This is a genomic window from Arthrobacter sp. NQ4 (assembly GCF_029077345.1).
In the GTDB taxonomy this organism is placed as follows: domain Bacteria; phylum Actinomycetota; class Actinomycetes; order Actinomycetales; family Micrococcaceae; genus Arthrobacter.
This window is the reverse complement of record NZ_JARETC010000006.1, coordinates 233905-258940: the sequence shown is the minus strand read 5'-3', so window position 1 is coordinate 258940 and position 25036 is coordinate 233905. Positions and strand designations below refer to the sequence as shown.

At 62.3% G+C, this 25036-nt stretch carries 20 protein-coding genes; 9 read left to right on the top strand and 11 right to left on the bottom strand.

Annotation, left to right across the window (positions count from 1 at the left end):
- The 7 genes from PUN51_RS12890 to PUN51_RS12860 form a co-directional block, all read right to left on the bottom strand.
- Positions 1–1121, bottom strand: a 1121-nt coding sequence (locus tag PUN51_RS12890; RefSeq protein WP_275181233.1) for a thiolase family protein, incomplete at its 3' end; no start/stop codon positions are given.
- A gap of 96 nt (positions 1122–1217) precedes the next feature.
- Entirely contained in the window at positions 1218–1904 is a 687-nt protein-coding gene (locus PUN51_RS12885; protein ID WP_224025935.1) for a substrate-binding domain-containing protein, read from the bottom strand.
- Positions 1905–1972: 68 nt separating this feature from the next.
- A complete protein-coding gene (locus tag PUN51_RS12880; protein ID WP_224025934.1) occupies positions 1973–2221 on the bottom strand; it encodes a hypothetical protein in 249 nt (82 codons plus the stop codon).
- Between the two features lie 138 nt (positions 2222–2359).
- On the bottom strand, positions 2360–3373 hold the full coding sequence (gene iolG / locus PUN51_RS12875; RefSeq protein ID WP_224025933.1) for an inositol 2-dehydrogenase: 1014 nt from the start codon (positions 3371–3373) through the stop codon (positions 2360–2362).
- Between the two features lie 90 nt (positions 3374–3463).
- The gene (locus PUN51_RS12870; protein WP_275181232.1) at positions 3464–4354 is read right to left on the bottom strand and encodes a sugar phosphate isomerase/epimerase family protein; all 891 of its coding nucleotides are present in this window, start codon (positions 4352–4354) and stop codon (positions 3464–3466) included.
- Positions 4351–5433 (bottom strand): Gfo/Idh/MocA family protein, encoded by a 1083-nt coding sequence (locus PUN51_RS12865; RefSeq protein ID WP_224025931.1) that lies wholly within the window; start codon positions 5431–5433, stop codon positions 4351–4353. The genes PUN51_RS12870 and PUN51_RS12865 overlap by 4 nt, the downstream gene beginning before the upstream one ends.
- Before the next feature lie 153 nt (positions 5434–5586).
- Positions 5587–7194 (bottom strand): IclR family transcriptional regulator, encoded by a 1608-nt coding sequence (locus PUN51_RS12860; protein ID WP_275181231.1) that lies wholly within the window; start codon positions 7192–7194, stop codon positions 5587–5589.
- A gap of 307 nt (positions 7195–7501) precedes the next feature.
- On the opposite strand from PUN51_RS12860, the gene chvE reads away from it, so the two are divergent.
- The 8 genes from chvE (at position 7502) to PUN51_RS12820 (ending at position 18588) form a co-directional block, all read left to right on the top strand.
- The gene (chvE, locus tag PUN51_RS12855; RefSeq protein WP_275181230.1) at positions 7502–8662 is read left to right on the top strand and encodes a multiple monosaccharide ABC transporter substrate-binding protein; all 1161 of its coding nucleotides are present in this window, start codon (positions 7502–7504) and stop codon (positions 8660–8662) included.
- Positions 8663–8734: 72 nt separating this feature from the next.
- Positions 8735–10273, top strand: coding sequence for a multiple monosaccharide ABC transporter ATP-binding protein (gene mmsA, locus PUN51_RS12850; protein ID WP_224025929.1), 1539 nt, complete (start codon positions 8735–8737; stop codon positions 10271–10273).
- Positions 10270–11511 carry a multiple monosaccharide ABC transporter permease gene (gene mmsB / locus PUN51_RS12845; protein ID WP_224025928.1) on the top strand — a complete coding sequence of 414 codons (1242 nt, stop codon included), beginning with the start codon at positions 10270–10272 and terminating at the stop codon, positions 11509–11511. The genes mmsA and mmsB overlap by 4 nt, the downstream gene beginning before the upstream one ends.
- 69 nt (positions 11512–11580) lie before the next feature.
- Positions 11581–12660: a maleylacetate reductase gene (locus PUN51_RS12840; protein ID WP_224025927.1), complete on the top strand. Its 1080-nt coding sequence runs from the start codon at positions 11581–11583 to the stop codon at positions 12658–12660.
- 130 nt (positions 12661–12790) lie between these two features.
- Positions 12791–13729 carry an aldo/keto reductase gene (locus PUN51_RS12835; RefSeq protein WP_224025926.1) on the top strand — a complete coding sequence of 313 codons (939 nt, stop codon included), beginning with the start codon at positions 12791–12793 and terminating at the stop codon, positions 13727–13729.
- 47 nt (positions 13730–13776) lie between these two features.
- Positions 13777–14709: an intradiol ring-cleavage dioxygenase gene (locus PUN51_RS12830; RefSeq protein WP_275181229.1), complete on the top strand. Its 933-nt coding sequence runs from the start codon at positions 13777–13779 to the stop codon at positions 14707–14709.
- Positions 14710–15077: 368 nt separating this feature from the next.
- Complete coding sequence (locus tag PUN51_RS12825) at positions 15078–16517, top strand: sugar porter family MFS transporter (RefSeq protein ID WP_224025924.1); 1440 nt, start codon at positions 15078–15080, stop codon at positions 16515–16517.
- Positions 16518–17001: 484 nt separating this feature from the next.
- Positions 17002–18588, top strand: coding sequence for an IclR family transcriptional regulator (locus tag PUN51_RS12820; RefSeq protein ID WP_275181228.1), 1587 nt, complete (start codon positions 17002–17004; stop codon positions 18586–18588).
- 281 nt (positions 18589–18869) lie between these two features.
- Here PUN51_RS12820 and PUN51_RS12815 read toward each other — a convergent pair whose 3' ends face one another.
- The 4 genes from PUN51_RS12815 to PUN51_RS12800 are packed head-to-tail and all read right to left on the bottom strand — an operon-like array spanning position 18870 to position 23940.
- Complete coding sequence (locus tag PUN51_RS12815; RefSeq protein WP_275181227.1) at positions 18870–19631, bottom strand: SDR family oxidoreductase; 762 nt, start codon at positions 19629–19631, stop codon at positions 18870–18872.
- Positions 19632–19662: 31 nt separating this feature from the next.
- A complete protein-coding gene (locus PUN51_RS12810) occupies positions 19663–20559 on the bottom strand; it encodes an amidohydrolase family protein (RefSeq protein WP_275181226.1) in 897 nt (298 codons plus the stop codon).
- Positions 20556–22544, bottom strand: coding sequence for an acetoacetate--CoA ligase (locus PUN51_RS12805; protein ID WP_275181225.1), 1989 nt, complete (start codon positions 22542–22544; stop codon positions 20556–20558). Before PUN51_RS12805 ends, PUN51_RS12810 begins: the two co-directional genes overlap by 4 nt.
- Before the next feature lie 43 nt (positions 22545–22587).
- Entirely contained in the window at positions 22588–23940 is a 1353-nt protein-coding gene (locus PUN51_RS12800; RefSeq protein ID WP_224025920.1) for an MFS transporter, read from the bottom strand.
- A 202-nt stretch (positions 23941–24142) separates the two neighbouring features.
- Between PUN51_RS12800 and PUN51_RS12795 the strand changes: the two genes are divergently transcribed.
- Positions 24143–24922 carry an IclR family transcriptional regulator gene (locus tag PUN51_RS12795; RefSeq protein ID WP_275181224.1) on the top strand — a complete coding sequence of 260 codons (780 nt, stop codon included), beginning with the start codon at positions 24143–24145 and terminating at the stop codon, positions 24920–24922.
- Positions 24923–25036 lie beyond the last annotated feature (114 nt).

Below are 25036 nucleotides of genomic sequence, written 5' to 3'. Positions count from 1 at the left end.
CCCCAGCGTTCGCCGGAGGCCTGCAGGGACCGGGCCAAAGTGCCCAGGATCCGGGTCCCGGAAGCACCCAGCGGGTGGCCCATGGCAATCGCCCCGCCGTGCCGGTTCACGATCGAGTGGTCGACGCCCCAGGCGTTGATGCAGGCCAGGGACTGCGCGGCGAAGGCTTCGTTAAGTTCGACAGCGCCCACCTGCTCCCAGCCGATCCCCGCCTTTTCGAGGGCCTTGTTCGCCGCCTCGACCGGGGCGTAGCCAAAGTACTGCGGATCATTGGCGTGCGCGCCACGCCCGGCGATACGCGCCAGCGGGTCCAGGCCCAGCAGCCCGGCGGCCGCCTCGGACCCGATCCAAGCCGCGGAGGCGCCGTCGGACAACGGGGATGCGTTCCCCGCGGTGACCGTGCCGTTCTCTGCCCGGAACACGGTCTTGAGGCCCGCGAGCTTCTCCGCGGAGGAGCCGGGGCGCACCCCTTCGTCCCGGACCAGGTCCGTGCCGGGGACCGGGGTGACCAGGTTGTCGTAGAAGCCCTCGTCCCAGGCGGCGGCGGACAGGTTGTGCGAGGCGGCGGCGAACTCATCCTGCGCCTCGCGGCTCACACCGTACTTTTCGCGGAGCCGCTCGGTGGCCTCGCCCAGGGAGATGGTCCACTCCTTCGGCATCGCCTTGTTCACCAGGCGCCAGCCCAGCGTGGTGGACGCCAGGGTCATGTCCCCGGCCGGGTACGGCTTCTCCGTCTTGGGCAGCACCCAGGGCGCGCGGGACATCGACTCGGCGCCACCGACGAGCATCAGGTCGGCGTCACCGGCATTGATCTGGCGGGAGGCAATAATGGCGGCATCCAGGGAGGAACCGCAGAGCCGGTTCACCGTGGTGCCCGGGATGGAAACCGGGAGCCCGGCCAGCAGCGTGCCCATCCGGGCGATGTTGCGGTTCTCCTCACCGGCACCGTTGGCGTTGCCGAACACCACCTCATCGATCCGCTCGACGTCGAGGGACGGCGCCCGCTTGACGGATTCCTTGATCACGTGCGCAGCAAGGTCGTCCGGGCGGACGGCGGCGAGGCCGGAGCCGAACTTTCCAAAGGGGGTGCGCACAGCGTCGTACACAAAAGCCTGGTTCATCGGGGTTGTCTCTTTTCGCTGTCATGGTGGAGAAGACAAAATGTCGGCGGTGGGCCGTTTCGGCCGGGCCTGGAAGGTCAGCTCCGGAAGGGCGCTCTATTTGCCGGGGGCCGTTGGCAGTTCGAGCATCGTTTGCAGGTATTTGGCTTGTGCTGCCGGGGAGGCTAGGAAGGATACGAAGGACTGCGCTTCCACTGGTGTAGTGGAGTCGGCGCTTACTGCCGCAGAGAATTCTGTGTAGTGCTGGAACTCGGGGGGCAGTGGACCGACGATGTGGGCTTGGGGTACGAACAGCAGTTCGCTGAGCTGCTGGATTGCTATATCCGCGGTGCCGTCCACGACGGCTTCGGCGACGTAACCCTTTTTGACGATGGTGGCGTGGGAGCCGACTTCTTCGCTGAGGCCCAGGACTTCCAGCAGTGTCGCGAAGTAGGCTCCGCTGGCTCCGATACCGGAGTAGGCTACCGACCTGGCGCCGCGGATGGTCTTGATGAAGGATTCGGCCGTCGAGATGTCAGGAGCTGAAGTGCCGCCGTTGACGGCGACACCGATGCCGGCGCGAGCCACAGGTGTCAGGGTACTGGCATCGATTACGGGCCCCAACGACGCGAACGAGCCGCTTACCGCGATCATCGCATCGAACGGTTCACGGGCTTCTATGCGTCCAAGCAGCTGGCCTGTTGGCTCAAAGACAGCCTTAACGTCGACTGATGTTGCCTGTTGGAACAGATCGATGACTTCATCGAGGGCCTTTTTGACGGCCGGAGAGCTAAAGACTTTCACTAGGGGTTCGTTTCTTTCTCGTGGTGCTTCTCAGTGATGGGAAGGTGCCGAATTACCCCGGATTCTTATTAGCTTGTCGGCCGTTGAGGCGCCTGAAACTGAGACAACGGGACGGCGAATCCGGGGGCAGCCGGGGATTCAGGAAGGAGATCCTGCATCATCACCATGTGGCGTTCCCCGTATACGATGTCGATGATCCATGCGACGCCGAGCTCGGGTGCAGCTTCCACGACTGTTCCGTGGAGGCGCTGCTTCCTGTCAGCCCATGCGACGACGTCGCCTTCGCTGACAGTCCAGGCCCATTTACCGGTTGCCATGGGTCTCCTTGATCCTGGGCTGCCTATAGCGGCAGTATTCGCCGGCGGGGACGGGCAGCCTGAAGCGATAGAACTGAATAACGTAGCGATTTGCGATTGGGGGTTCGCATCGGCGATGCGAACCCCCAATGTGGAGTGCTAGAGCTCGACGACGCTCACAGTTTTGCCGGTGACGGCGGATTCTGCTGCCGCGTTCGCCAGGATCAGGGCGGAAACCCCGTCGGCGAAACTCGGTGAGGTGGTTGCCCCGCTCCGGATGGAGTGCGCGAATGCATCCAGCTCTGCGTAGTAGGCCTGCGGGTAGCGTTCGAGGAAGAAGGGGTAGTAGGCGTCAGCTTCTTCTGTACCTTTGGCACCGGATTTGCGGACGGTGGTGGGCGCGACGTTGGCCGCCGAGAGCATGCCGTCCGGCCCGAATGCTTCCAGCCTCTGGTCGTAGCCGAAAGCGCAGTGACGGGAGTTGGTAATGGTGATGAGCTCGCCTTCGCTGCCGCGCAGAGTCACTACGGCGGAATCGAAGTCGTTAAGCTCTTCGATGTCTTTGCTGAAGACGTTGGACGCCACTGCGGAGACTTCGACGATGTTCGGGATAAAGGAACGGGCCATGTCCAGGTCGTGGATCGTCATGTCCCTGAAGATGCCGCCTGATCCGGCGATGTAGTCCCGTGGCGCTGGCTCGGGGTCGCGGCTGGTGATGGTGAGCTGTTCCAGCTTGCCGATTTCTCCGGCTTCCACCCTGGCGCGGACAGCAGCGAAGGAGGGATCGAAGCGCCGGTTGAACCCGAGCATGATGGGGACAGTGGAGTCTTTGATCTGTTCGCGGCACGCGAGGACGGTGTCGATATCCAGATCGATGGGCTTTTCGCAGAGCACGGCAAGGCCTCGGGCTACCGAGCGGGAAATAAGGTCCACGTGAGTGCTGGTGGGCGAGCCGATGATGACCCCGTCCAGACTGGTGTCTGCGAAGACTTCTTCGGGGTCCTGCACAGCGAGTGCACCGGTGCTTTCCGCCAGACGGCGTGCCCCGTCGATGAAGGGGTCAGCGATCAGGACGAGATCGATGTTCGGGTGTGCTGCGATGTTGCGTGCATGTACCTGCCCGATGCGGCCGGAGCCGAAAAGGGCCAGACGCAGGCGCTTGTCGTTGGACATGGTGTGGCCTTTCAGAAAGTTGGAGTCGGTTTTACACCGATGCGTGTTCAGAGCCGGTCCGTACTGGGCCGGCCTCGTGCGCGGTGCTGGTCAGCGGGCGTTTACGGTACTGGGGAAGCAGTTCATGGCGGTCTCATAGGCTCGTTTGAGGCCCTCCGCTACGGGGAGGCTGCGGTGTTCGGCGGAGATAATCTCCACACCCCAGGGGCCCTTGTATCCGGCATCCAGTGTTCGTCGGATGAACCTGCGAGTGTCGAAGTCCCCTTCGCCGCAGTAGGCGCGGTTGTTGATGGTGTCTTCGAAGAGGCTGCCGACGACGTCCTTGTGTCCGTCATCGATTTCCACGGCGAAAACCCTGTCCATGGGTACGACGTCCCAGAGGTCGTCATGTGAGAGTCCTGACCTGTGGGTGTGCCAGATATCGATCATCAGACCCGCGGCCGGGCTGTCGGAGTGTGTGACGACCTTGACCGCTTCCTGGGTTGTGCGCAGGTGGGAGAAAGGCGTGGCCTCCAGTGCCAGCCGCATACCGGATTCGGCAGCTTCGTCCGCCAAATCAGCGAAGGCGCTGGCCATCGTCGACAGCGGAAGAGGGTTGTCTGTCTCGCCGGCTCCGACCTTGATGTGCCGCGCGCCCAGGGCCTTCGCGGCTTCAAACAATTCGGCGCGCTGGATGTCGGATTCGGCGCGCTCGGCACCGGTGGTCCACCAGCCGTTCAGGAACTCCACCTCGACGATGTCGATTCCTGCCTCGCGGATGATCCGGGAGAGTTCGGCGTAGCCGATGGTTCGGCGGGCCTGCAGCAGGTCGTGGTGCACCAAACCGATGCCGGACCATCCGGTCTGGGCGATCAGTTCGATGCGCTCCTCGATCGGGATGGGGCTGGTCTCGTCCGGGAGGCCGGGGGCGGTGTCCCCTGCACTCACCCAGCAGGTGGCAATTAGCTGTGGAGTCACGGTTTCCTCGTTCTGGGAGTTCATGCGCTCTCGACCTCGACGGATGCTCCCTGCTCCTTCTCGGAGCGGTAGCATGCCTCAACGATCCGGGCGACGGCAAGGGCATCAGCGACGGGCGCGACGACCGGCGCGCCTGTGCGGATGCTGTCGACCCAGCCGCGCATCTCAGGGTGAAAGTTGCTGATGTTTTCCAGTTCCGGAAGTTCCGAGAACTTATTGAGTTCGGTCCGGGCGAAGGGCGGGGTGAAGTAGCTCTGGGTCCATTCGGTCCATCCGGCCCGCCACCCGGCGCGGTCCTGGTCCACGTACACGCGGAGTTTCTGGGGCAGTATGCCGATTTCGAGCATGCCGCCCGTCCCGTAGACGGAGACCCTGGAGCTTTCGAACCACTCAAGGTGGTCGTGTCCGTCAAAGCTGAAGGTCACCGACATGTCCGGGTAGTTCAGCAGGACGGCGGCAGAGTCCTCGCGGCTCTTCTCATCCGAGAGGCGGCCGGACTTGTGGACGCGCGCGTTGACCGAGTCGGGGGCGCCGAACATGTGGACCAGGGAGTCAAGCATGTGGCATCCGATGATCCAGAGGGCGCCGCCCATGTCCGCGGGTTGGTTCAGGTGCGCGGTCAGGTGTTCACCGACGAGGGCGGCGCCGCGGGCGGATACCGAGACGACTTCACCGATGACGCCGTCCGCGATTAGCTTCTTGGCCTCGGCGATGGACTGTGCGAGGCGCACGTTGTAACCGACCTGCACAACGAGGCCGGGGGCGGCTTTGGCTTCGGCCTCGGCCAACCGCTCGAGGTCCTCGACGGTGCCTCCGCCGGGCTTTTCGACGACGACGGATTTGCCGGCGGCGAGGGCCCGGAGCGCGTGGGGAACCATGTCCTTGCTCTTGGAGTGGACCATGATCGCGTTGATGCGCTCATCCTGGAGCAGCGAATCGATGTCGCGCGGCTCCATATCGTACTTATCGGTGAAGTATTTCAGCCGGGAATCCTCGTCAGCGGCTGCGAGTACCTCAACGCCCTCGATTTCACGCAGGGCGCGAACCCGGGCAGAAGCGTGCGGGTGTGTGATTCCTAAGAGTCCTACGACGATCGGTTCCAACGCTTGTCTCCTTCGACTGAGCACCCAGGTTGGTGCGATTTCGGTGGTGTGCGTGCAGGTTCGGTAAGCGATGTCTGTCACGCCGAGAAATTGAGTTTCAGTGTCACCTAGTGGACACCCTGTCCGGAAGCATGTCACGGACGGGGCGGCGGGTCAAGCTATGACATGTGACACGTCTGCATCCGCTTTGGCTACAGCCGGCGCCCCAAGGTACTCGGACAACGCGCGGGCCCCCGCGAGGACGAGATCGACGATAGGTTCAGCGCCCACCGGCCGGGACAGCATGCCCTCGCGAAGGCCACTGACAGACAAGGAGGCGGCTACCCCACCGCGATGGTCAAAGACAGGGGCTCCGATGGCCGCGATTCCCGGGGTCACATTGTTATCGCTGATCACAAAGCCCTGGCCCCGGATCTGCTCCAGGCCTGAATAGAACTCGGATCGGGTTCTGACATCACGCCAGGGCTCTCCGCTGTTGGCAACAATTGCTGCGTAATCGTCCCAGGACGAGCGGTCCTCGAACGCGAGCAAGGCCCGGGGTGCCGCGCCGACATGCAGTGGAAGGGACTCGCCGAGTTTCAGGACCCTGCTGTTGACCCTTATCCCATCGATACGCTCGATGCAGACAGCCCGCGTAGCGCTGCGGATGCACAAGAAGGTCGTCTCCCCCGTCTTTGCATGGATTTCGCGCAGGACAGGAGCCGCTGCGCGACGAATATCCAAGCGCTGGGTAAGTTCGCTGGAGAGGGACAGCAGCTTGCTTCCGATGCGGTACGCCCCGCGGTGTCCGATCTGTTCCACCCAGCCGGCTTCCGCCAGGGTGGCCAACATTCGATAGACCGAACTCGGGGGTTCCTCAAGAAGTTCCGTCAGCCGGGTAGAGGTGGCAATCCGTTCCTCGGCGAGAGCGTTCATCAATGCGCTGGCTTTGGCGATTACTGCGGGCGCGCGCGGCGAGTCCCGTTCAGAGCCTTCGGGAGGATCCAGACGCGAAGCGTCCCGCGTGTCGTTGGGGTCTTCCTGCGCCATGGAGGCCGCGATGGTCTTGGCGGCGGCATTGAGTATCCGATGAGCTCTCTCTTCCTGCCCCTGGACATTAGCGCGAAGGCCGGCGACGGACATGGCCCCAAGCAGAGTGCCGTCCCGGCGGAACACAGGAACGGCGATTGAGGCAACGCCCTCGATGACCTCGCTGTCCTCAACGCTCCATCCGCGGCGGGCCGTGCGGTCCACTCTTTCCCGCAACTGTTCGCCGGACAGCGGTGTCTGTGAAGCGATGCTCGGGTATGGCCCCGAGGCCAGCACGGACTCGCGGAATTCGGGTGACCCAAACGCAAGCAGCGCCTGCGGTGCGGCGCCAGCGTGCAGAGGGAGGGTGCGACCCGGCGCAAGGCCGAGCAGGTCAACGTCCGCCCCTTGGATCTGATCCAGGCAAACAGCGCCGTACTCCCGCAGCACGCAGAAAAACGCGCTCATGCCAAGCTGCCCGCGGACCCACCGCAGCTGCGACCGCAGCTCTGAGCGGTCCACAAGGGCGTCCGCCGCAGCGTCACCAAGCTTGAGAATTCCAGTCCCCAGCTCAAGTTTGCCGTCACCGCCCGACCGTACGAGTTTCTCCTGCTCCAGGGCTGCGACGATCCGATAAACGGTCGGCCGGGGCTCGGACACTACTTTGGCCAGTTCCGCCGGTGTTGATTGGCCGATTCGAGCCAGTTCGTCTATGACCTGGCTGGCCTTCATCAACAGCTGAATGGTGTTCACCAACCGCCTCTTTTCTTGCCCCTCCCGGGACAGTTAGCACTCGCGTCATCGCTCGCGCGGATGCGCCGCGCCTGACTCCTTCAAGTCAAGGATGTTCGCTGCCCTCAAGCCTTTCCGGAAAGGCTTTCAACTGGCCCGTCGAAATGTAATTTAGAACACCACTAGCTTCAATAGCTGGTACTGTGCGAACATGATGTCCATTGTACGGCACTAAGTGCTCGCAATCACATCCCCAATTCAGGCTCGGCGAAGGCCGAAGCAGATCAGACGCTTCAAGCGTCACGCGGCTCTCCAAAGGAGGAGAACGGTGTTTAAGAAGATTTTCTTGTTCGCAGCAACAGCAGTCACATCACTGGTACTTGCTGGTTGCGCGGGTGGAGGTGCCGGTGGAGGCGCCGCCGCCGGCAGTGCTCCCAAGGCAGCCAGCGACACCCGAATCGGCGTATCCCTGCCCAGCCAGGACGAAGAGCGGTGGATCACCGATGGCAAGGCCATCAAGGATGGCCTTGAAAAGGCCGGATACCAGGTGGACCTCCAGTACGCCAACAACGACATCCCCACCCAGCAGCGGCAGGTGGACCAGATGATGACCAAAGGTGCCAACCTGTTGATCCTGGCTCCGCTCGACGGAACGGCACTGGCCCCGCAACTGCAGCAGGCGGCAAGCTCGAAGATCCCGATCGTTTCCTACGACCGGTTCGTTCGAAACAGCCCCAACGTCAACGTCTACGTCACCTTCGACAACTTCAAGGTCGGGGCTCAGCAGGCCACATCGCTCCTCATTGGGCTGGGCGTGCTCAACAAGGACGGTACCGAAGGATCCGCAAAGGGCCCCTTTAACATCGAGCTCTTCGGCGGATCGCTCGATGACAACAACGCAACCTTCGTCTTCAACGGCGGCATGTCTGTGCTGCAGAAGTACATCGACAACGGCACGCTCGTGGTGAAGTCGGGGCAGAACAAGCTCTCCCAGGTGGCAACCGAAAACTGGTCGCAACAAAAGGCGCAGGAGCGCATGGATAACCTCCTAACCGCCGGCTACAACGGCGGCGGCGCCAAGCTGGACGGTGTCCTCACCCCCAACGACAACATCGCACGCGGCGTCATCACCGCCCTTCGCAACGCCGGATACGGCCCGACACTTTCGTCACAGCCCAAGCCCATGCCTGTCACCACCGGCCAGGACGCCGAGGTTGCCTCCATCAAGTCCATCAACGACGGCGTCCAGTTCTCCACGGTGTTCAAGGACACCCGCGCCCTGGCCGCCCAGGCAGTGAAAGCCTCTCAGGACCTGTTGGCTGGAAAAGACCCTGAGATCAACGACACCAAGTCCTACGACAACGGGTCCAAGATCGTCCCCTCGTTCCTGGTCCCGATCCAGCCGATCTACAAGGACAACACCAAGTCCGCCCTGATCGATTCCGGCTACTACACCGCTGAACAGGTTGCAGCCGGCCGCCTTAAGTAAGTGCCCCCGGGAGGGGCACCCAGTGCCCCTCCCGGCCCTTTCTCCCTACAAGACTGATAGGACGGCGGGCCAATGGCCGACCACATCCTGGAAATGCAATCCATCACTAAGACCTTCCCCGGCGTTAAAGCGCTGTCCGGCGTTTCGCTGGCTGTGGAACGCGGAGAGGTCCACGCCATCTGCGGCGAGAACGGTGCAGGCAAGTCCACCCTCATGAAAGTCCTCTCCGGCGTCTACCCCGCCGGGAGCTACGGGGGCGACATCCTGTTCAAGGGGCAGACGTGTTCTTTTTCCGGCATCCGAGATTCAGAACATGCCGGCATCGTGATCATCCATCAGGAACTGGCCCTCGTGCCTGACCTGTCGATCGCCGAGAACATCTTTCTGGGCAACGAGCGCCGCGGAGCCTCAGGACTGATCGACTGGCACAAGACGAACGCCGAGGCCGCCGAACTCCTCGCGTCCGTCGGTCTGCGGGAAGAGCCCACCACCCCCGTCGGACAGCTTGGCGTTGGCAAGCAGCAGCTGGTCGAAATCGCTAAGGCACTGTCCAAGGAAGTGCAGCTTCTTATCCTCGACGAGCCGACCGCTGCGCTCAACGACAATGACTCCGCCCACCTGCTTGACCTGGTCCGCGCGCTTCGCGATCGTGGCATCACCTCGATCATCATTTCTCACAAACTCAATGAGATTGAAGCGATTGCGGACCACACCACCGTCATCCGGGATGGAAAGACTGTGGAAACCCTGGACATGGCAGATCCCGACGTGGACGTCGACCGCATTATCCGCGGCATGGTAGGCCGGGACCTCGAAGCGTTCTACCCCGACCGCGTTTCAAACCCGGGCGAGGTCGTTCTTCGGGTGGAGGACTGGACAGTCAAGCACCCCACCCAGGACCGCCTGGTCGTCGATGGGGCGAGCTTCGAAGTCCGCGCCGGAGAGGTCATCGGCATCGCCGGCCTCATGGGCGCCGGACGCACCGAGTTGATGATGAGTCTGTTTGGCCGCTCCTACGGCAAGTACGTATCAGGCAAAGTCTTCATGCACGGCAAGGAGATCCACACCCGATCCGTCGCCGCAGCCATCGAGGCCCGGATCGCCTACGCCACCGAAGACCGCAAAGCCTTCGGCCTGAACCTCATCGACGACATCGCCCGCAACGTCTCAGCCGCAGCACTGGGAAAACTGGCGAGCTGGGGCTTCGTTAACCATCACGAAGAAGCGCGCGCTGCCGAGTTCGCGATGAAATCGATGAACATCAAGGCCCCCAACGTGAAATCGATCGTCGGCAAACTCTCCGGCGGGAACCAGCAGAAAGTCGTGCTCTCGAAGTGGTTGCTCACGGACCCTGAGGTACTGATCCTGGACGAACCCACCCGCGGCATTGATGTCGGCGCGAAATACGAAATCTACACACTCATCAACAGCTTCGTGGACGCCGGAAAGGCAGTCGTGGTCATCTCCTCGGACCTGCTCGAACTGCTCGGCACCTGCGACCGCATCTACGCGCTTTCTGCAGGCCGGATCACCGGCCAGCTACCAAAGGCCGAAGCCTCCGAGGAACGCCTCATGACACTCATGACCAAAGAGAAGGAACTCACAGCATGACCGTGACGGCCCCCCGGGGATCCCAAAGGAAAGATGCGCCGGCCGCAGCAGCGGTCGTCAATACCGGAACCAGCGAAATCCGGGAGCTGTTCACCCGTAACCTGCGCACCAGCGGGATCTACATCGCGCTCGTGGCAATCGTGGCCCTGTTCGCCGCGCTCACCGGCGGCGCCTCGCTGGGCCCGGGAAACATCACCAACATCGTCCTGCAATACTCCTACATCCTGATCCTGGCGATCGGCATGGTCATCGTGATCATCGCAGGGCACATCGATCTGTCGGTGGGTTCGGTCGTAGCTCTGACCGGCGCCGTTTCGGCGACCGTCGTGATCCAGCACGGCCAACCGTGGTGGGTCGGCGTCGTCGCCGCCCTCGCCACGGGTCTGGCCATTGGAGCCTGGCACGGCTACTGGGTCGCCTACGTCGGCATCCCGGCGTTCATCGTCACCCTCGCAGGCATGCTCCTCTTCCGCGGCCTAACCCTGGTCGTACTGAACAACGTCTCCCTCTCCCCCTTCCCCGCTGACTACGGCCAAATCGCTTCCGGCTTCCTCAACGGCCTCCTGGGAGGCGCCGGATACGACATCTTCACCCTCCTCATCTTCGCCATAGCCGTGATCGGCTACGCCTTCAACCAGTACCGGACCCGCAAAACCCTGATCGGCTACAACCAGGTCGTCCCATCATTTCCGTTGTTCATCGCCAAAATCCTCGTCATCGCCATCGCAGTCATGGTCTTCGCCTGGCAGCTGGCCATCGCCCGCGGCATGCCGGTCGTGCTGATCATGCTTGCCATCCTCATCATGGTCTACAGCGTCATCATGCAGCGAAGCGTCTTCGGCCGTCAGGTCTACGCCATCGGCGGCAACCGCGTCGCCGCAGCCCTGTCCGGCGTCAAGGTCCGCAGCGTCAACTTCTGGATCTTCGTGAACATGGGCTTCCTGTCCGCCGTGGCCGGCATCGTCTACTCCTCCCGCTCTAACGGCGCACAGCCAGGAGCCGGCAACATGTTCGAACTCGACGCCATCGCTGCAGCGTTCATCGGCGGCGCGGCCGTTACCGGCGGCGTCGGCAAAGTCGTCGGCGCCATGGCCGGCGGTCTCATCATGGCCGTGATGAGCAACGGCATGCAGCTCATGGGTATCGACCAGTCGGTTCAGTCCGTCGTCAAGGGCCTGGTCCTGATGCTCGCCGTCGCGTTCGACATCTTCAACAAGCGCCGCGCCGGCTCACGCTAACCCTTCCTCGAAAACCACCGGTGAACACCCCCGTTCACCAAAGAAGTTCCCACTAAGGAGAATCACCCGATGACCCACCAGTTTGTGTACGAAGCCCTCCCCATGCGGGTGCGTTTCGGCGTCAATTCCCTGGCAACCCTGCCCGAGGAACTCGACCAGATCGGGCTCAAGCGAGTCCTGGTCCTTTGCTCCCCGGAACAGGAAGACACCGGCCACCGGGTGGCCCAGGCACTCGGTGACCGCTGCGTCGGGGTGCTCCCCGAAGCTGTCATGCACGTCCCGAACGAGGTAGCCCAGCGCGCCAGCGACGAAGCCGCCAGGGTCGGTGCGGACGGCTGCGTAGCCGTCGGCGGCGGCTCGGCCATCGGGCTCGGCAAGGCAATCGCACTCAAACATGGACTGCCCATCGTTGCCGTACCCACCACCTACGCAGGATCAGAAATGACCCCCGTGTGGGGGCTGACGACCGACGGGCGTAAAGAAACAGGCAAGGATCCCCGGGTCCTGCCCCGCAGCGTCGTTTACGACCCCGAACTGACAGCTACCCTGCCTGCCGGCATGTCGGTGACCAGCGGCATCAATGCCATCGCCCACGCTGTGGAGGCCCTCTACGCTCCTGATGCCACACCGATCATCTCGTTGATGGCTGAGGAAGGCGTCCGGGCACTCGCAGCCGCGCTGCCGGCCATCGTAGCCAACAGCTCTGACCCTGAAGCCCGAAGCAATGCCCTCTACGGCTCCTGGCTTTGTGGCGCCTGCCTTGGCGCCACCACGATGTCCCTGCACCACAAGCTGTGCCACGCACTGGGCGGTACCCTCAACCTGCCGCACGCCCAGACCCACACGGTCGTTCTCCCCCACGCTCTGGCCTTCAACCAACCGGCAGCCCCCGATGCTACCGCCGCCTTGTCCCGCGCCCTTGGTGGGGCTGCAGACCCCGCCGAGAGACTGTGGCAGATCGCCGGAGAACTCGGTGCTCCCCGCACCCTTGCTGAGCTGGGCATGAAGGAAGAAGACATCGACCGCATCGCCGAAGAAGTGACCAGCCGGTCCTACGGCAACCCCCGCCCGATCACCTTCGATGATGTCCGCGGCATTCTGCATGCAGCATGGGCAGGCAAGCCGCCGAGCGCTAACCCCACCTTCTAATCCACCGGATAAGAAGGCAGGATCACGGACCCTCGGTAGTGAACCAGCCAGTCACTATCGGAGGGTCCGTGCGGCCCCCGGCAAACCACCCGCCCAATCGCAAACTTGCAGAAACACTAGGAGGTAGACCTTGGTCACCAAAAGGACCATTGCCCCAGGAATAGCCGTATCCCCATTGGCCCTCGGCACGAATGTCTTTGGATGGACCGCAGACACCGAAACATCGCATGCCGTCCTCGACGGTTATGTAAACGGTGGTGGCAATTTCCTGGACACCGCTGATTCGTACTCCTTTTGGGCCGAAGGTAACTCCGGAGGAGAGTCAGAGACAATCATCGGGAAATGGTTGGCGGGACGGTCCGACCGCGACGACCTGGTCATTGCCACCAAGGTAAGCCACCACCCGCAGTTCGCCGGTTTGGCCCCGGAGACGATCCGAGCTGCCATCGACGCCTCCCTGACCCGGCTCGACATCGATGTCATCGACATCTACTACGCCCACTTCGACGACCCGAGCACGCCCCTCGTAGAGAGCATCGCGGCGATGTCGGAGCTGGTAGACCAAGGCAAGGTCCGTTGCGTCGGCATATCGAATTACACGGCGGAGCGGATCGAAGACTGGCTGAACATCACGGCCGACGAAGGCTTCCATGCCCCCATGGTGATTGAACCCCAATACAACCTCGTCGAACGCGGCATAGAAGCCGACATCCTGCCCTTGGCGCGCACCCACGGTCTGGCCGTCGTGCCTTACTACTCCCTGGCGCACGGATTCCTGACCGGCAAATACACCGGCGAGGAAGACATCGAAAGCCCCCGCGCCTCCGATGCGCAGAAGTACCTGACCCCCCAGGGCCGGAAGGTCATTGAAGCGGTGCGTGCCGTTGCCGGAGAACACGCCACCGAGCCGGCATCCGTCGCGCTGGCCTGGCTTGCCGCCCAGGAAGGAGTGGCCGCCCCCATCGCCAGCGCACGCACCACCGTCCAGCTCTCCACCCTTCTCGACTCACTGCATCTGCAGTTGAGTGACAAGGAGCTGCAGCTGCTCGACGAGGCATCGCAAACCTAAGCCCCGGACCGCATACTCGACATCACAACAACAACGAGGAAACCACAATGACCCAGCAAACCCGTGTCCCAGAAACCGAAAGCACCCCCGGCTCCGGGCAGGTGTCCGCGGCCCAGCAAAACGTCGAGGAACAACTGGTCCGCAACGTGCTGCGCTCATTCGAAGACTGCCAGGACCCCCGGTTGAAGCAGCTGATGCAGTCCCTCGTAACCCACCTGCATGCCTTCATCCGTGATGTCAGGCTCACAGAGGAAGAGTGGAACAAAGCCATCGAGTTCCTTACGGCCGCCGGCCACATAACCGACGACCGGCGACAAGAGTTCATTCTGCTCTCAGACGTCTTCGGAGCATCGATGCAGACCATCAACGTCAACAACGAAGCCTACGGTGACGCCACCGAAGCCACAGTCTTCGGACCCTTCTTCGTCGAAGATGCCCCCCGGATTGAAAACGGCGGAGACATCGCCGGCGCAGCCCCGGGGGAACCCTGCTGGGTCGAAGGAACGGTCAAGGACACCGACGGAAACCCCGTCCCCAACGCCCGCATCGAGGTATGGGAAGCCGACGAAGACGGTTTCTACGACGTCCAGTACAGCGACCAGCGCGTCTCCGGCCGCGCCCACCTCTACAGCGACGAAGACGGAAACTACCGCTTCTGGGGACTGACCCCGACCCCCTACCCCATTCCGCATGACGGGCCGGTCGGAAAGATGCTTGAAGCTGTCGGCCGCTCCCCCATGCGCGCATCACACCTTCACTTCATGGTCACCAAACCCGGACTTCGGACCCTGGTTACCCACATCTTTGTCCGCGGCGATGAGCTTTTGAAATACGACACCGTCTTCGGCGTCAAGGAGTCCTTGATCAAAGACTTCGTACAGCAGGACCCGGGTACTCCCACTCCCGACGGTCGCGAACTCGGGGGACATGCCTGGGCACGGACCCGCTTTGACATCGTCCTGCCGCCGGCAGCGGACTAGGTTCGCACCACTCTGCCTGGTGGTTCATCCACCAGGTGTCGCGTTCAAATGCCGCCGACTCCGCAAGGAGACAGCAGCCGAATGCCCGGGAACAAGCACCCCTGCTCCCAGCCCGGTTCCCGGGCGTTCAGGCCAGATCCCCCAACTTAGGCCGGCTCCACTCCATCCGCACCGGCACCGGTAGGCGTAACGCCCAAGACGCCACAAGGATCTTCGTCCTTTTTCGGCGTAGGAAGCTGGTCCTCGGTTGGCGGGATCACCGATTCAGAATCTGGTTTTCCAATGCGGACGGCAACCGAACGGTGGACAACGGCGTACCCAAACGCGACCATCATTTTCATCTGACTGCACTCTAAAGGAGCGCTGACATGGCACATCTCGACACAATCCCTCAACGCGGCACCAGGCATTTGCCGCCACTGGAAAAGGGGAGCTACAACAAACGTCTCGGGATGGTAGCCGTCATCGCGACCTTCGGCGGCCTTCTCTTTGGCTATGACACCGGTGTGCTCAACGGAGCGCTTTCTTTCATAAGCAGCTACTTCAACATCACTCCCTGGGAAGAAGGATTGGTCACTTTCGTCCTGCTCATCGGCGCTGCAACCGGCGCCTTCCTCGGCGGACGAATTTCCGACCGATACGGCCGCCGGGGCTTCATCATTGCCCTCGCGGTCCTCTTCTTCATCGGAACCTCCGGCTCTGTATTTTCACTGCGTTTTGACGTACTGCTTGCCTTCAGGTTCGTCCTGGGCCTGGCAGTTGGTGGTGCATCCGTGACGGTACCCGTGTACCTGGCCGAGGTGGCACCCTTCGAAAAACGAGGCAGCCTGGTTTCGCGTAACGAGCTCATGATCGTCACCGGCCAATTCCTGGCTTTCCTGATCAACGCAATCATCGGCAACACGTTCGGCAGTAACCCTGATGTATGGCGTTACATGCTTTCAGTGGCGGCCATACCTGCATTCGTGCTCTTCTTCGGAATGCTTAGGATGCCGGAAAGCCCCCGCTGGCTGGTCTCTCAGGGGCGGGACGCCGAAGCCCACGAAGTTCTTCGAACCATGCGCTCCCCTGAGCGTGCGGCCGCTGAAATGGCGGAAGTCCATGAACTCGCTGAAGAGGAGCGACTTGAGCGACTCGGCTCCTGGAAAGAGGTCCTCACAACGCCGTGGACCCGACGCCTGCTCTTTATCGGCTTCGGCATCGGTATCTTCCAACAGCTCACGGGCATCAACTCGATGATGTACTACGGCACTCAAGTCCTGGAACAGGCAGGGTTTGACCGAAATGCCGCCCTCAGCTTCAATGTTCTCAACGGCGTCGCATCTGTCCTGCCCATGCTCGTTGCCCTCTACATCATCAACCGCGTCAGCCGCCGCAGCATGATGATCACGGGATTCATTGGAACAACCACAGCCCACATCGGCGTCGGGCTGGTGGGCATCCTCGTGCCCCAGGACAGCCTGATCCGCCCCTGGATCCTTCTAGCGTTCATCCTCATGTTCATCGCCATGATGCAGGCAACAATCGGGCCGCTGGCCTGGCTCATGATTTCTGAAATCTTCCCCCTCCGCATGCGTGGACTCATGATCGGCGCGTCTGTTCTGGTGCTTTGGTTGACGAACGCTGCAGTTGCCCTAGTCTTCCCGCCGCTCGTAGCAGTGATGGGATTCGGAACCTTCCTCGTGTTCGCAGTGATTGGATTCGTTGCCATCGCCTTCACCGTCAAATACCTACCCGAGACACAAGGCCGCAGCCTCGAAGAGTTCGAAGAAACCTTCAGATCCGGGACTTTGAGCAACCCGAAGTAGATGGCGAAGGCGTTAAGCGATCCGGACCACTCGACGTCCCGTTCCACGTCCGTTCTTGAGCTGGCGGCCGCCATCCTCAACTCCGTTCCGCACCCGCGACACGGTGTTGGCCTGGCTTGACGCCAACGCTATCTGGCGCCGTCCGGAACTGTTTTCCGTGGTTTTGGCGTGTTGCCCTAGCCGTTGCAGCCCTGCTCTTAACAGGTGGTGCCATCTACGCATTGGGAAGCAGGACGCCGGTATCGACACCGCCATAGCGACACCGCCGCGACAGCCTATGTGTTCAGCGACCTCTCATGGCGGTCCACATCACATATAGTGGACAGGATGTTCGCGCACTACCATCGGCGAGTGTCGCCACCATGGAACAGTGCTCGTCCCACCGCAGTTTTCCACTTGGTGCGAAGCAGAATGATGTTCGTTTGCGGCTCTCCCGATTCACACCGCCTGTTAGTGCTTGGTTGTTCGATCGAGAGGTGCAAACATGCCACAATCGGCAAACCTGATTCAGCTGGTCCTTAAGGCCACACAATTGGTGGATAAAGCATCCGTTCTCGGCCCCTCGACCCCGGCAGATCTGGCAAAAGCTATCGATGAACCGCGGCCCTCGGTGTATAGGATCATCGGATCACTGGAAGAGTCTGGAATCCTCCGCCGTGCACCTGGCGGACTCGTTGAATTGGGCACGGGGATCTTGCGGTTGGCGGACGCGGCAACCGACGCTCTCCTCGATCATGAAGCCCTTATCAAGTTGCTCGAGGGGATCCAGTCTTCGCTTGGTCTAACTGCTGCATTCTGGATACCACGCAACGGCACAGCCGTCTGCTTGGAGCAGGTAGATTCCACTGAAGTTGATCTCCACGAGCTTTCATCCGGCCGGATCCTGCCCCTTCACACTAGTGCCGCATCACATGTCCTCCTGGCATGGCAATCCCCGGAAATACTCGAAGAGGTCCTCGCCCAAGCCCCCTACAAAAAATTGGCGTCAAGGACGCCCGTTGACGCCGAGACACTCCGCCAACTGGTCGCAGATACCAAACGCGAGGGCTGGAGGATGGAATCCAACGAGATTGTCGATGGGATCGCAGCCGTGGGATTTCCCGTATTCAATGCGGACGGCAGCATCTTCGGCGCGCTGACGGCGGCGGGCCTGGTGGACCACGTAGTCAAGCTGCAGGAAGAAGCCAAGACCGTGCTCGCAGCCGCCGCGCAGACCCTGACCGATCTTATGAAAGACTTCAGGGTGGTCCCAAGCGCCAATGAGCAGTCTGATGCGCCAGAGTCGAAGGAATCGGTTCTGACGAAGGCCAGCTCGCTGATGGACGCGTTGGCTCGCGAACGAGTGGCAACCTCGGCCAGACTGGCCAGCCTCACAGGCGAACACATCAGCTCGGTCTACCGCATGCTGGGAACCCTTGTTGAGGCAGGCTGGATAGAACAGATCGGCCACCGCGGTTCCTATCGCGTCGGCAGTAAGATGATTTCCTTGGCGGGAAGTCTCCTAAGCCAACTAGACTTGCGCCGGGCTGCGATACCCGTCCTTCGCGAAATCCACAATGAAACCGGGGAGACAGTACTCCTGTGCATCAGGAGCGGTACCCGGGCCGTGTGCATCGAGCGCATAGACGGTAGGCGAGTGAACAGTCGCCGGTTGGCCCTTGGAAGCTCTTTGCCGTTACATATCGGTGCCGCCCCGCGCGCACTGTTGGCTTTCGACACTCCCCCATCCTGGGAGGAATATGCTGCGCTCCTGAGCCAAAGCGCGGAATTTAGTTTGGGCGCTCGATCCCGAACGGAGTTCTATGGAAAGCTCAAAGAAATCCGCGATGCCGGCTTCGCCTTGAGCGACGACGAAGTAACCACCGGGATGGCAGCCGTCGGTGCCCCAATCTTTGATCACCGTGGCCATGTCATCGCCTCCCTCTCGGTCAGCGGCCTCCGAGACGCCATACTCCATCAACCGGAATCCTCTCCCGGCATCATCGAATTGGCCTGCGATGGAGCACGACAGCTTTCAAGATATTTTGGCGCACCGGATGACTGCATTCAATCGGTCAACCTAACCCGCTGAAAGCCAAAGCTGATTGGATTTTGGCAGATCAAACGAGCACCCGAACTTCAGGCCCGCGCCGGGCAGGCAACAGTGTTCACACCCTCTTTGGCGGGCCCGGAGCAGTCCAAAGGCATTACGAGGCAGTCCGCGACGAAAAGCGTGGACATTGTCCCCAGAACCGCAAGCCCACCGTGAGCACGCCCTCGTCCATACCAACAGCCGGCCGCCCGGCGGGAGGGCTTGGAGTTTCGGGTGTATGTGTCTGTGGCTGGAGCGTCTGCGGTGGATCAGGGCAGTGCTTAGACGGCTGCCTTGGAGTCGGCATCGATGGGGAACATCTGGCCGGAGATGGTGCGGGCGTGCGGGCCTGCGAGGAACAGGATCAGGGCGGCGATGTCGTCCGGGTTGATGAACTTCTTCACGGACTGGTTGGCCATGGCGGAGTCGATTTCTTCCTGGACGGTGCGGCCGGAGACGGAAGCGCGGCCTTCGAAGACGCTCATGATGCGGGGACCGTCCACGGCACCCGGGTGGATGGTGTTCGAGGTGATGCCGAACGGGCCCAGTTCCATCGCCAGGGTTTTGGCGAAGCCGACCACGCCCCACTTCGTGGTGGAGTAGGCAACTCTGTTCGGATAGCCGAAGCGACCGGCCAGAGAGGACATGGTCACGATGGACGCGGCGTCGGATTCCTTCAGGAGCGGGATGGCCTGCTGGGTGACGTTGAACGTCCCCTGAAGGTTCACGTTGACGACGGCGGCGAACGCGCCGGCGTCGTATTCCTCCACCGGAGCGGTGGGGCCAGCAATGCCGGCGTTGTTGACCAGCACGTCCAGCCCGCCGAGTTCTTTGACGACATCAGCGAAAAGGGAGGCGACGGCGTCAGGATTGCTGACGTCTGTCACGGATCCGGTGACGCTCTCGAATTCGCCAGTGACGGCCCTAACGGCGTCGGCGTCGATGTCGGCGATGTGGACCTGGGCGCCAGCGGATGCGAAGGCCTTGGCGGTGGCCAGGCCGATTCCGTTGGCTCCGGCAGTAATAAGTACGCGTTGTGACATTGCTGTTTCCTTGTCGGTGGTTGCGGCAGGTTCAGGCTGCGCCCAGGCCAAGCAGCCGGATGGCGTTCTCGCGCATGATCAGCGGCCGGACATCCGGCTTGATGGCCAGCTTCTCAAAATCGGCGATCCAGCGGTCCGGTGGGATCATCGGGTAGTCGGAGCCGAACAGGACTTTGGTCCGCAGAAGTGAGTTGGCGTACTGCACCAGCTGCGGCGGGAAGTACTTCGGGGACCATCCCGAGAGGTCGATGTAAACGTTGGTGTGCCGCGCCGCGACGGCCAGTGCCTCGTCCTGCCAGGGAAACGACGGGTGGGCCATGATGATCTTCAGGTCCGGGAAATCCACGGCCACGTCATCGAGCACAATCGGGTTGGAGTATTTCAACCGGATTCCGCCCGAGCCTGGCATTCCGGACCCGATTCCGCTCTGTCCCGTGTGGAACAGCGCGGGAACCCCGAGTTCCTGGATGGCCTCGTAAAGGGGGTAGGCCACTTGATCGTTCGGGAAGAATCCTTGCAGGTTGGGGTGGAATTTGAAGCCTTTGACTCCATATTCCTCAACGAGGATTTTCGCTTCCCGGACGCCGTTTTCCCCGCGGGCCGGGTTGATGCTGGCGAAGGGAATGAGGACGTCCGGGTGCGCTGCGGCCTGGCGGGCGATCTCACGGTTGGAGATGGGTGGGTGCCCGGTCTGTGATTCGTGGTCTACGGTGAAGACGACGGCGGCCATGTTGCGTTCGCGGTAATGCGCGGCCACGCTGTCGACGTTCACCGGTTCGTGTGAGGTGCCGAAGTGCTTGCGGGCGGCTTCGCGGAAGTCCTCAGGCATGTCGGTGTGACCGTGGCCGTCGGCTTCGATATGGACGTGCATGTCGATGGCGACGAGGTCGGAAATATTCATGGGATTTGCGTTTCTGGTGGTAGTCATGCGGCGAATGCTTCCTTGATGAGCCGTACTGTCTCGCCGACATCATTGGGCTTCACCAGCACGCCTGGGTCCAGGGCATCGCCCAGCACGGCGCCCTGGATGATGCGCTTGAGTGGGATTTCGAGCCGCTTTCCTGAGGGGTTGCGTGGGATGCTGGGGACGAAGACGACGTCGTCGGGAACGTGGCGGGGCGACAGTTCCGTCCGCAGGGCACGGCGGACAGCGGACTCCAGTTGTGCCGTATCGGCACCTTCCTGGGCTTCAACGAGCAGCGCGAGACGGCCCATTCCCCCGGCGGGATCCTCAAAGTGCAGCACCATGCTGTCGTTGACCTGTGGCAGGCCATCGAGCACTGCGTAGAACTCTGCCGTGCCCAGGCGCACGCCGCCCCGGTTGAGGGTGGCGTCGGACCTGCCGGAAATCACCCAGGTGCCACGTTCGGTCTCGATGAGCCAGTCGCCGTGTCGCCAGACCCCCGGGTACGCGCTGAAATAGCTGTCGGTGTACCGTTCGTTATCCTTGTCCCCCCAGAAGAACACCGGCATGGATGGCATGGGTTTGGTGGCCACGAGCTCGCCCGCCGTGCCGTGCAACGGCTGTCCGTCCCGGTCCCAGGATTCCACAGCCACGCCGAGTGGCCGGCAGGACATTTCGCCGGCGTAGACACCGGTCAGTGGGCTGGCGCCCAGGAACGCGGCGCAGATATCAGTACCCCCGGAGGTGGGTGCAAGCACAAGGTCCGGGCTGACGTCGTCATACACCCACCCCGCAACGTCCGCTGCGAGCGGCGAGCCGGAGCACTGGATCTCGCGGAGGCGGCTGAGGTCCCAGGTCTTGCCGGGCGTGAGCCCGGCGTGGGCGCAGGCCGCGAGGTAGGCGGACCCCGTACCGAGGTACGTGGCCTCGGTTTCAGCCAGCACGGCCCACTGGGACCATTCGCCATCGAGCGAGGGCCAGTTGGGATCCCCGTCCATGAGGACGACGGCGGCGCCGGTCAGCAGGGTGGAGATTCCGAGAGTCCACACCATCCAGCCCGTGGTGGTGAACCAGAACGCGGTGTCCTTGGGGCCCATGTCAAAGTGCAGCCCCATGGCCTTGAAATGCTCCAGCAGGAGGCCGCCGTGCGAGTGCACGATGGCCTTGGGCTTGCCCGTGGTTCCGGAGGAGAACAGGACGGTCAGCGGGTGGGAAAACGGCACGGCCTCGAAGCGGACGTCGGCGTTCTCACGGGTGAAGTCAGCGTAGGCAATGGTATTGGCCGGAAGTGCGCAGTCCGGATCCAGGTATGGCAGCAGCACCACCTGGGTGTCCGGCAGCTCCATCCGGACCCGCAGCAGGTCGTCCGCCCGCGACAGGTCTTTCTTGCCCCAGCGGTAGCCGTCGATAGCTATGATCAGTTTCGGTTCAAGCTGGCTGATGCGGTCCACCACTGATTTGGGGCCCATTTCGGGCGGAACGGAGCACCAGATGGCGCCGAGGGCGGTTGTGGCCAGGTAGGCGGCCAGGGTCTGCGGGATGTTGGGCAAGTATCCGGCCACGCGGTCCCCTGTCACGATGCCTTGCCGAATCAGGCCCTGTTGGATGCGTCCGATCTCCGCCAGGAGCCGTCTGCCCGTCCAATCGGAACTGCCGGCGGTCTGGCTCCGGGCCTTGACCATGACGTCGTCCTGGCGGCCCCGGACAGCACGGACAATGTGTTCGGTGTAGTTAATGGTGGCACCTGGGAACCAATCCGCACCCGGCATCCTGCGGTCGCCCAAAACTGCCTCGTACGGCGTATGGGAGATGATTTCGAAGTGGTCCCAAACTTCGGCCCAGAATTCTTCGAGGTTGTCCACGGACCACTGCCAGGCATCCTCATAGGAGGCGAAAGTCCGCCCTGTCTTCCGCTCGACGTCGGCCAGGAAGCGTCCCATCCGGGATGCGGACCATTCCTCGCGCTGGGGGGCGGCCCGCAGGAGGGTGCCGGTTTCAACTGAACGCATTCGTTTTCCTTCTGAGTCTTGACGAGGAGAGTGTGGGTTCCGCTTAGGCGGCAGGTGTGCTGGGGGCCAGGGTGGTGTCCGCGACTGCCGGAGGCTGTGTCCGCTTCAGTGATACGCCCAGCGACACAATGCACAGGGCGGAGGCCGCGAGCGGGATGGCGAAGAGGAAAAAGATCCGTTCCGGCTGCCAGCCGCCTGAGATCAGGTAGCCCACGAGGATGGGGGCAATGATGGATACCAGGCGACCCAGGCCGATCATCCAGCCGATGCCGGTGGCCCGTGCTTTGGCGGTATATACCTCAGGTGCTACGGCGTAAAAGCCTGCGATCCCCGCGGTGGTGAGGATGCCCAGGAAGAGGGCGACGACGACGGCGACGCTGATTTGGGTGAAGACCAGACCGAAGAGCAGGTATGCGGCCGCGGCCAGGCCAAGTGCCCAGACGAGCAGGGGGCGGCTACGGTACTTGATGGCAAGGCCGCTGAAGATGAAGCAGCCCAGGATGCCGCCGGCGTTGGCGATTACGCCGATAGTCACGCCGAGGGAGTCACTTCCCGAGGCTGCCGCAACGATCTTCGGGGTCCAGGTGTTGGCGAAGTAGTAGGCCGCCACCAGGCAGGCATAGCCGATCCAGAGTGCCAGTGTGCGGAAGCGCGTGGGACGGCTCAGAATCTCTGCCACGGCTCCCTGCTCCCGGACGGCTGCCGGGAGAGCGGGCAGCGCTGCCAAAGCCGGCCGGCCGATCTTGGCGAGGATGCCGTTGACCTTCAGCAGCGCGTTCCCCGGGCGGCGGACGAGGAGGTAGTCAAGGGACTCCGGCAGGAAACGCCAGGAAGTGAGGAGCATCATAACCGTCAGTGCCGCGCCGACAATAAAGACCGAGTGCCAGCCAAAAACGGGGATCATGGGACCTGCCACGAGACCGCCCACGGTGGCGCCGATCGGGTAGCCGGCCGCGTAAATGCCGATGATGGTGCCGCGGCGCTTGTCCGAGGAGTATTCAGAGACGAGCACGTTCAGGTTTGCCATCATGCCGCCTACGCCAAGGCCGGTGATGATCCGGAACGCCATCAGTTGGATGGGGTCACCGGCGAAAATGGAGAGCACCATGCCGATGCTGATGATGACCAGCGAGATCAGCGCCAGTTTCCGGCGGCCGATCTTGTCCGCGAGCGGAGTCAGGAAGATGGAGCCGGCGGCCATCCCGAACAGGCTGGCGCTGAGGAGGAAGCCAAGCGTCACGGGGTCCAGCCCCCACGCTTTCGACAGGCTGGGCGCGGCGTAGGCCATCACGGCCACGTCGAATCCGTCAATGAGGATCAGGGTCAAGGCAATCGCAACTGCCATCACCTGGAAACGGGTCATCCGCGACTGGCGGATTTGGGTCAAGACGTCCATGTCTTCTTCCTTGGTGCCTAAAGATGAGGGTATGCAGTGAGCGTAGTCACGCGCGTAGGAGAGAGTCCACAAGAATGTCAGAGATTTCGATCAGCAGAATTATGGGCCGCAAGCGTGGCGCCAGGCATTTGCAGCATTGTAGTTATAGCCGGGGCGAGTTTGAGTGCTAGCCAAGCGCTAAGTCGAGTGTCAGTATTCTCCTATGCAAAATTCCGAAAGCCCCTCCAGGCTCGAATCCGTTGACCGCGCACTCCAACTGCTGATGCTCCTGCGCGGGGGTGAATCCATCAGCGTCAAGGCCGCCGGAGAACGCCTGGGTGTCGCGCCATCCACGGCGCACCGGCTTCTGGGCGCGCTGGTCGCGCGGGACTTTGCCGTCCAGGACCGGGAGCGGCGGTACCGCGCAGGTCCGCAGTTGACCCCTCATGGCGAAGCCAATTTCTCGGTAAACCAGTTGCGGCAGGTCGGCCGGCCGGCCCTGCAGAAACTTTATGCCGATATTAACGACACCGTGCAGCTCATGGTTCTGACAGGGCCTCACATCCGCTTCATTGACGGCATCGAGTCTGAGTCGGCCCTCCACGTCAAAGCCAGGATGGGCGATCTCATGCCGGCCTACTGCTCAGCAGGCGGCAAGGCAATCCTGGCCGAACTCGGAAATATTGAGCTCGAGAAGATCTACCGGGGCGGCCTGACCCCCTGGCCCACCGCCAGGATTCACGCCCTGCCAGCCCTCAAGCGCCAGCTGGCAGCAGTGCGCAAGGCAGGCTACGCAACAAATTTTGAGGAAACGGAGCAGGGCGTCAGCGGCCTTGGCGTATGCGTCAGGGACTCGACGGGCAAGCCCATCGCGGCCTACACAACAGCCATCCCCACCGCACGATTCCAGAAATCGATGGTTGCCGATCACGTGCAGGCGCTCCAGGAGGCGGCATCGATGACGGAAAAGGGCCTCCTGAGAGCAGCAAACATTAGGGCCTAGATTGCGCAGAGCGGAATCTCTTCCCATTCCGTTGCGGACACCGGGATGCCTTCCTACGCTGAACCAAGTGGCACAGCCCACATTCGGGCCTGATCAACGAGGACAGGCGTTACA

Bases quoted from the DNA above. Each gene is read 5' to 3' on its own strand.
- PUN51_RS12880 (WP_224025934.1), bottom strand. From the start codon at position 2,221: ATGGCAACCGGTAAATGGGCCTGGACTGTCAGCGAAGGCGACGTCGTC.
- iolG (WP_224025933.1), bottom strand. From the start codon at position 3,373: ATGTCCAACGACAAGCGCCTGCGTCTGGCCCTTTTCGGCTCCGGCCGC.
- PUN51_RS12870 (WP_275181232.1), bottom strand. From the start codon at position 4,354: ATGAACTCCCAGAACGAGGAAACCGTGACTCCACAGCTAATTGCCACC.
- mmsA (WP_224025929.1), top strand. From the start codon at position 8,735: ATGGCCGACCACATCCTGGAAATGCAATCCATCACTAAGACCTTCCCC.
- mmsB (WP_224025928.1), top strand. From the start codon at position 10,270: ATGACCGTGACGGCCCCCCGGGGATCCCAAAGGAAAGATGCGCCGGCC.
- PUN51_RS12840 (WP_224025927.1), top strand. From the start codon at position 11,581: ATGACCCACCAGTTTGTGTACGAAGCCCTCCCCATGCGGGTGCGTTTC.
- PUN51_RS12830 (WP_275181229.1), top strand. From the start codon at position 13,777: ATGACCCAGCAAACCCGTGTCCCAGAAACCGAAAGCACCCCCGGCTCC.
- PUN51_RS12825 (WP_224025924.1), top strand. From the start codon at position 15,078: ATGGCACATCTCGACACAATCCCTCAACGCGGCACCAGGCATTTGCCG.
- PUN51_RS12820 (WP_275181228.1), top strand. From the start codon at position 17,002: ATGCCACAATCGGCAAACCTGATTCAGCTGGTCCTTAAGGCCACACAA.
- PUN51_RS12815 (WP_275181227.1), bottom strand. From the start codon at position 19,631: ATGTCACAACGCGTACTTATTACTGCCGGAGCCAACGGAATCGGCCTG.
- PUN51_RS12810 (WP_275181226.1), bottom strand. From the start codon at position 20,559: ATGACTACCACCAGAAACGCAAATCCCATGAATATTTCCGACCTCGTC.
- PUN51_RS12805 (WP_275181225.1), bottom strand. From the start codon at position 22,544: ATGCGTTCAGTTGAAACCGGCACCCTCCTGCGGGCCGCCCCCCAGCGC.
- PUN51_RS12800 (WP_224025920.1), bottom strand. From the start codon at position 23,940: ATGGACGTCTTGACCCAAATCCGCCAGTCGCGGATGACCCGTTTCCAG.
- PUN51_RS12795 (WP_275181224.1), top strand. From the start codon at position 24,143: ATGCAAAATTCCGAAAGCCCCTCCAGGCTCGAATCCGTTGACCGCGCA.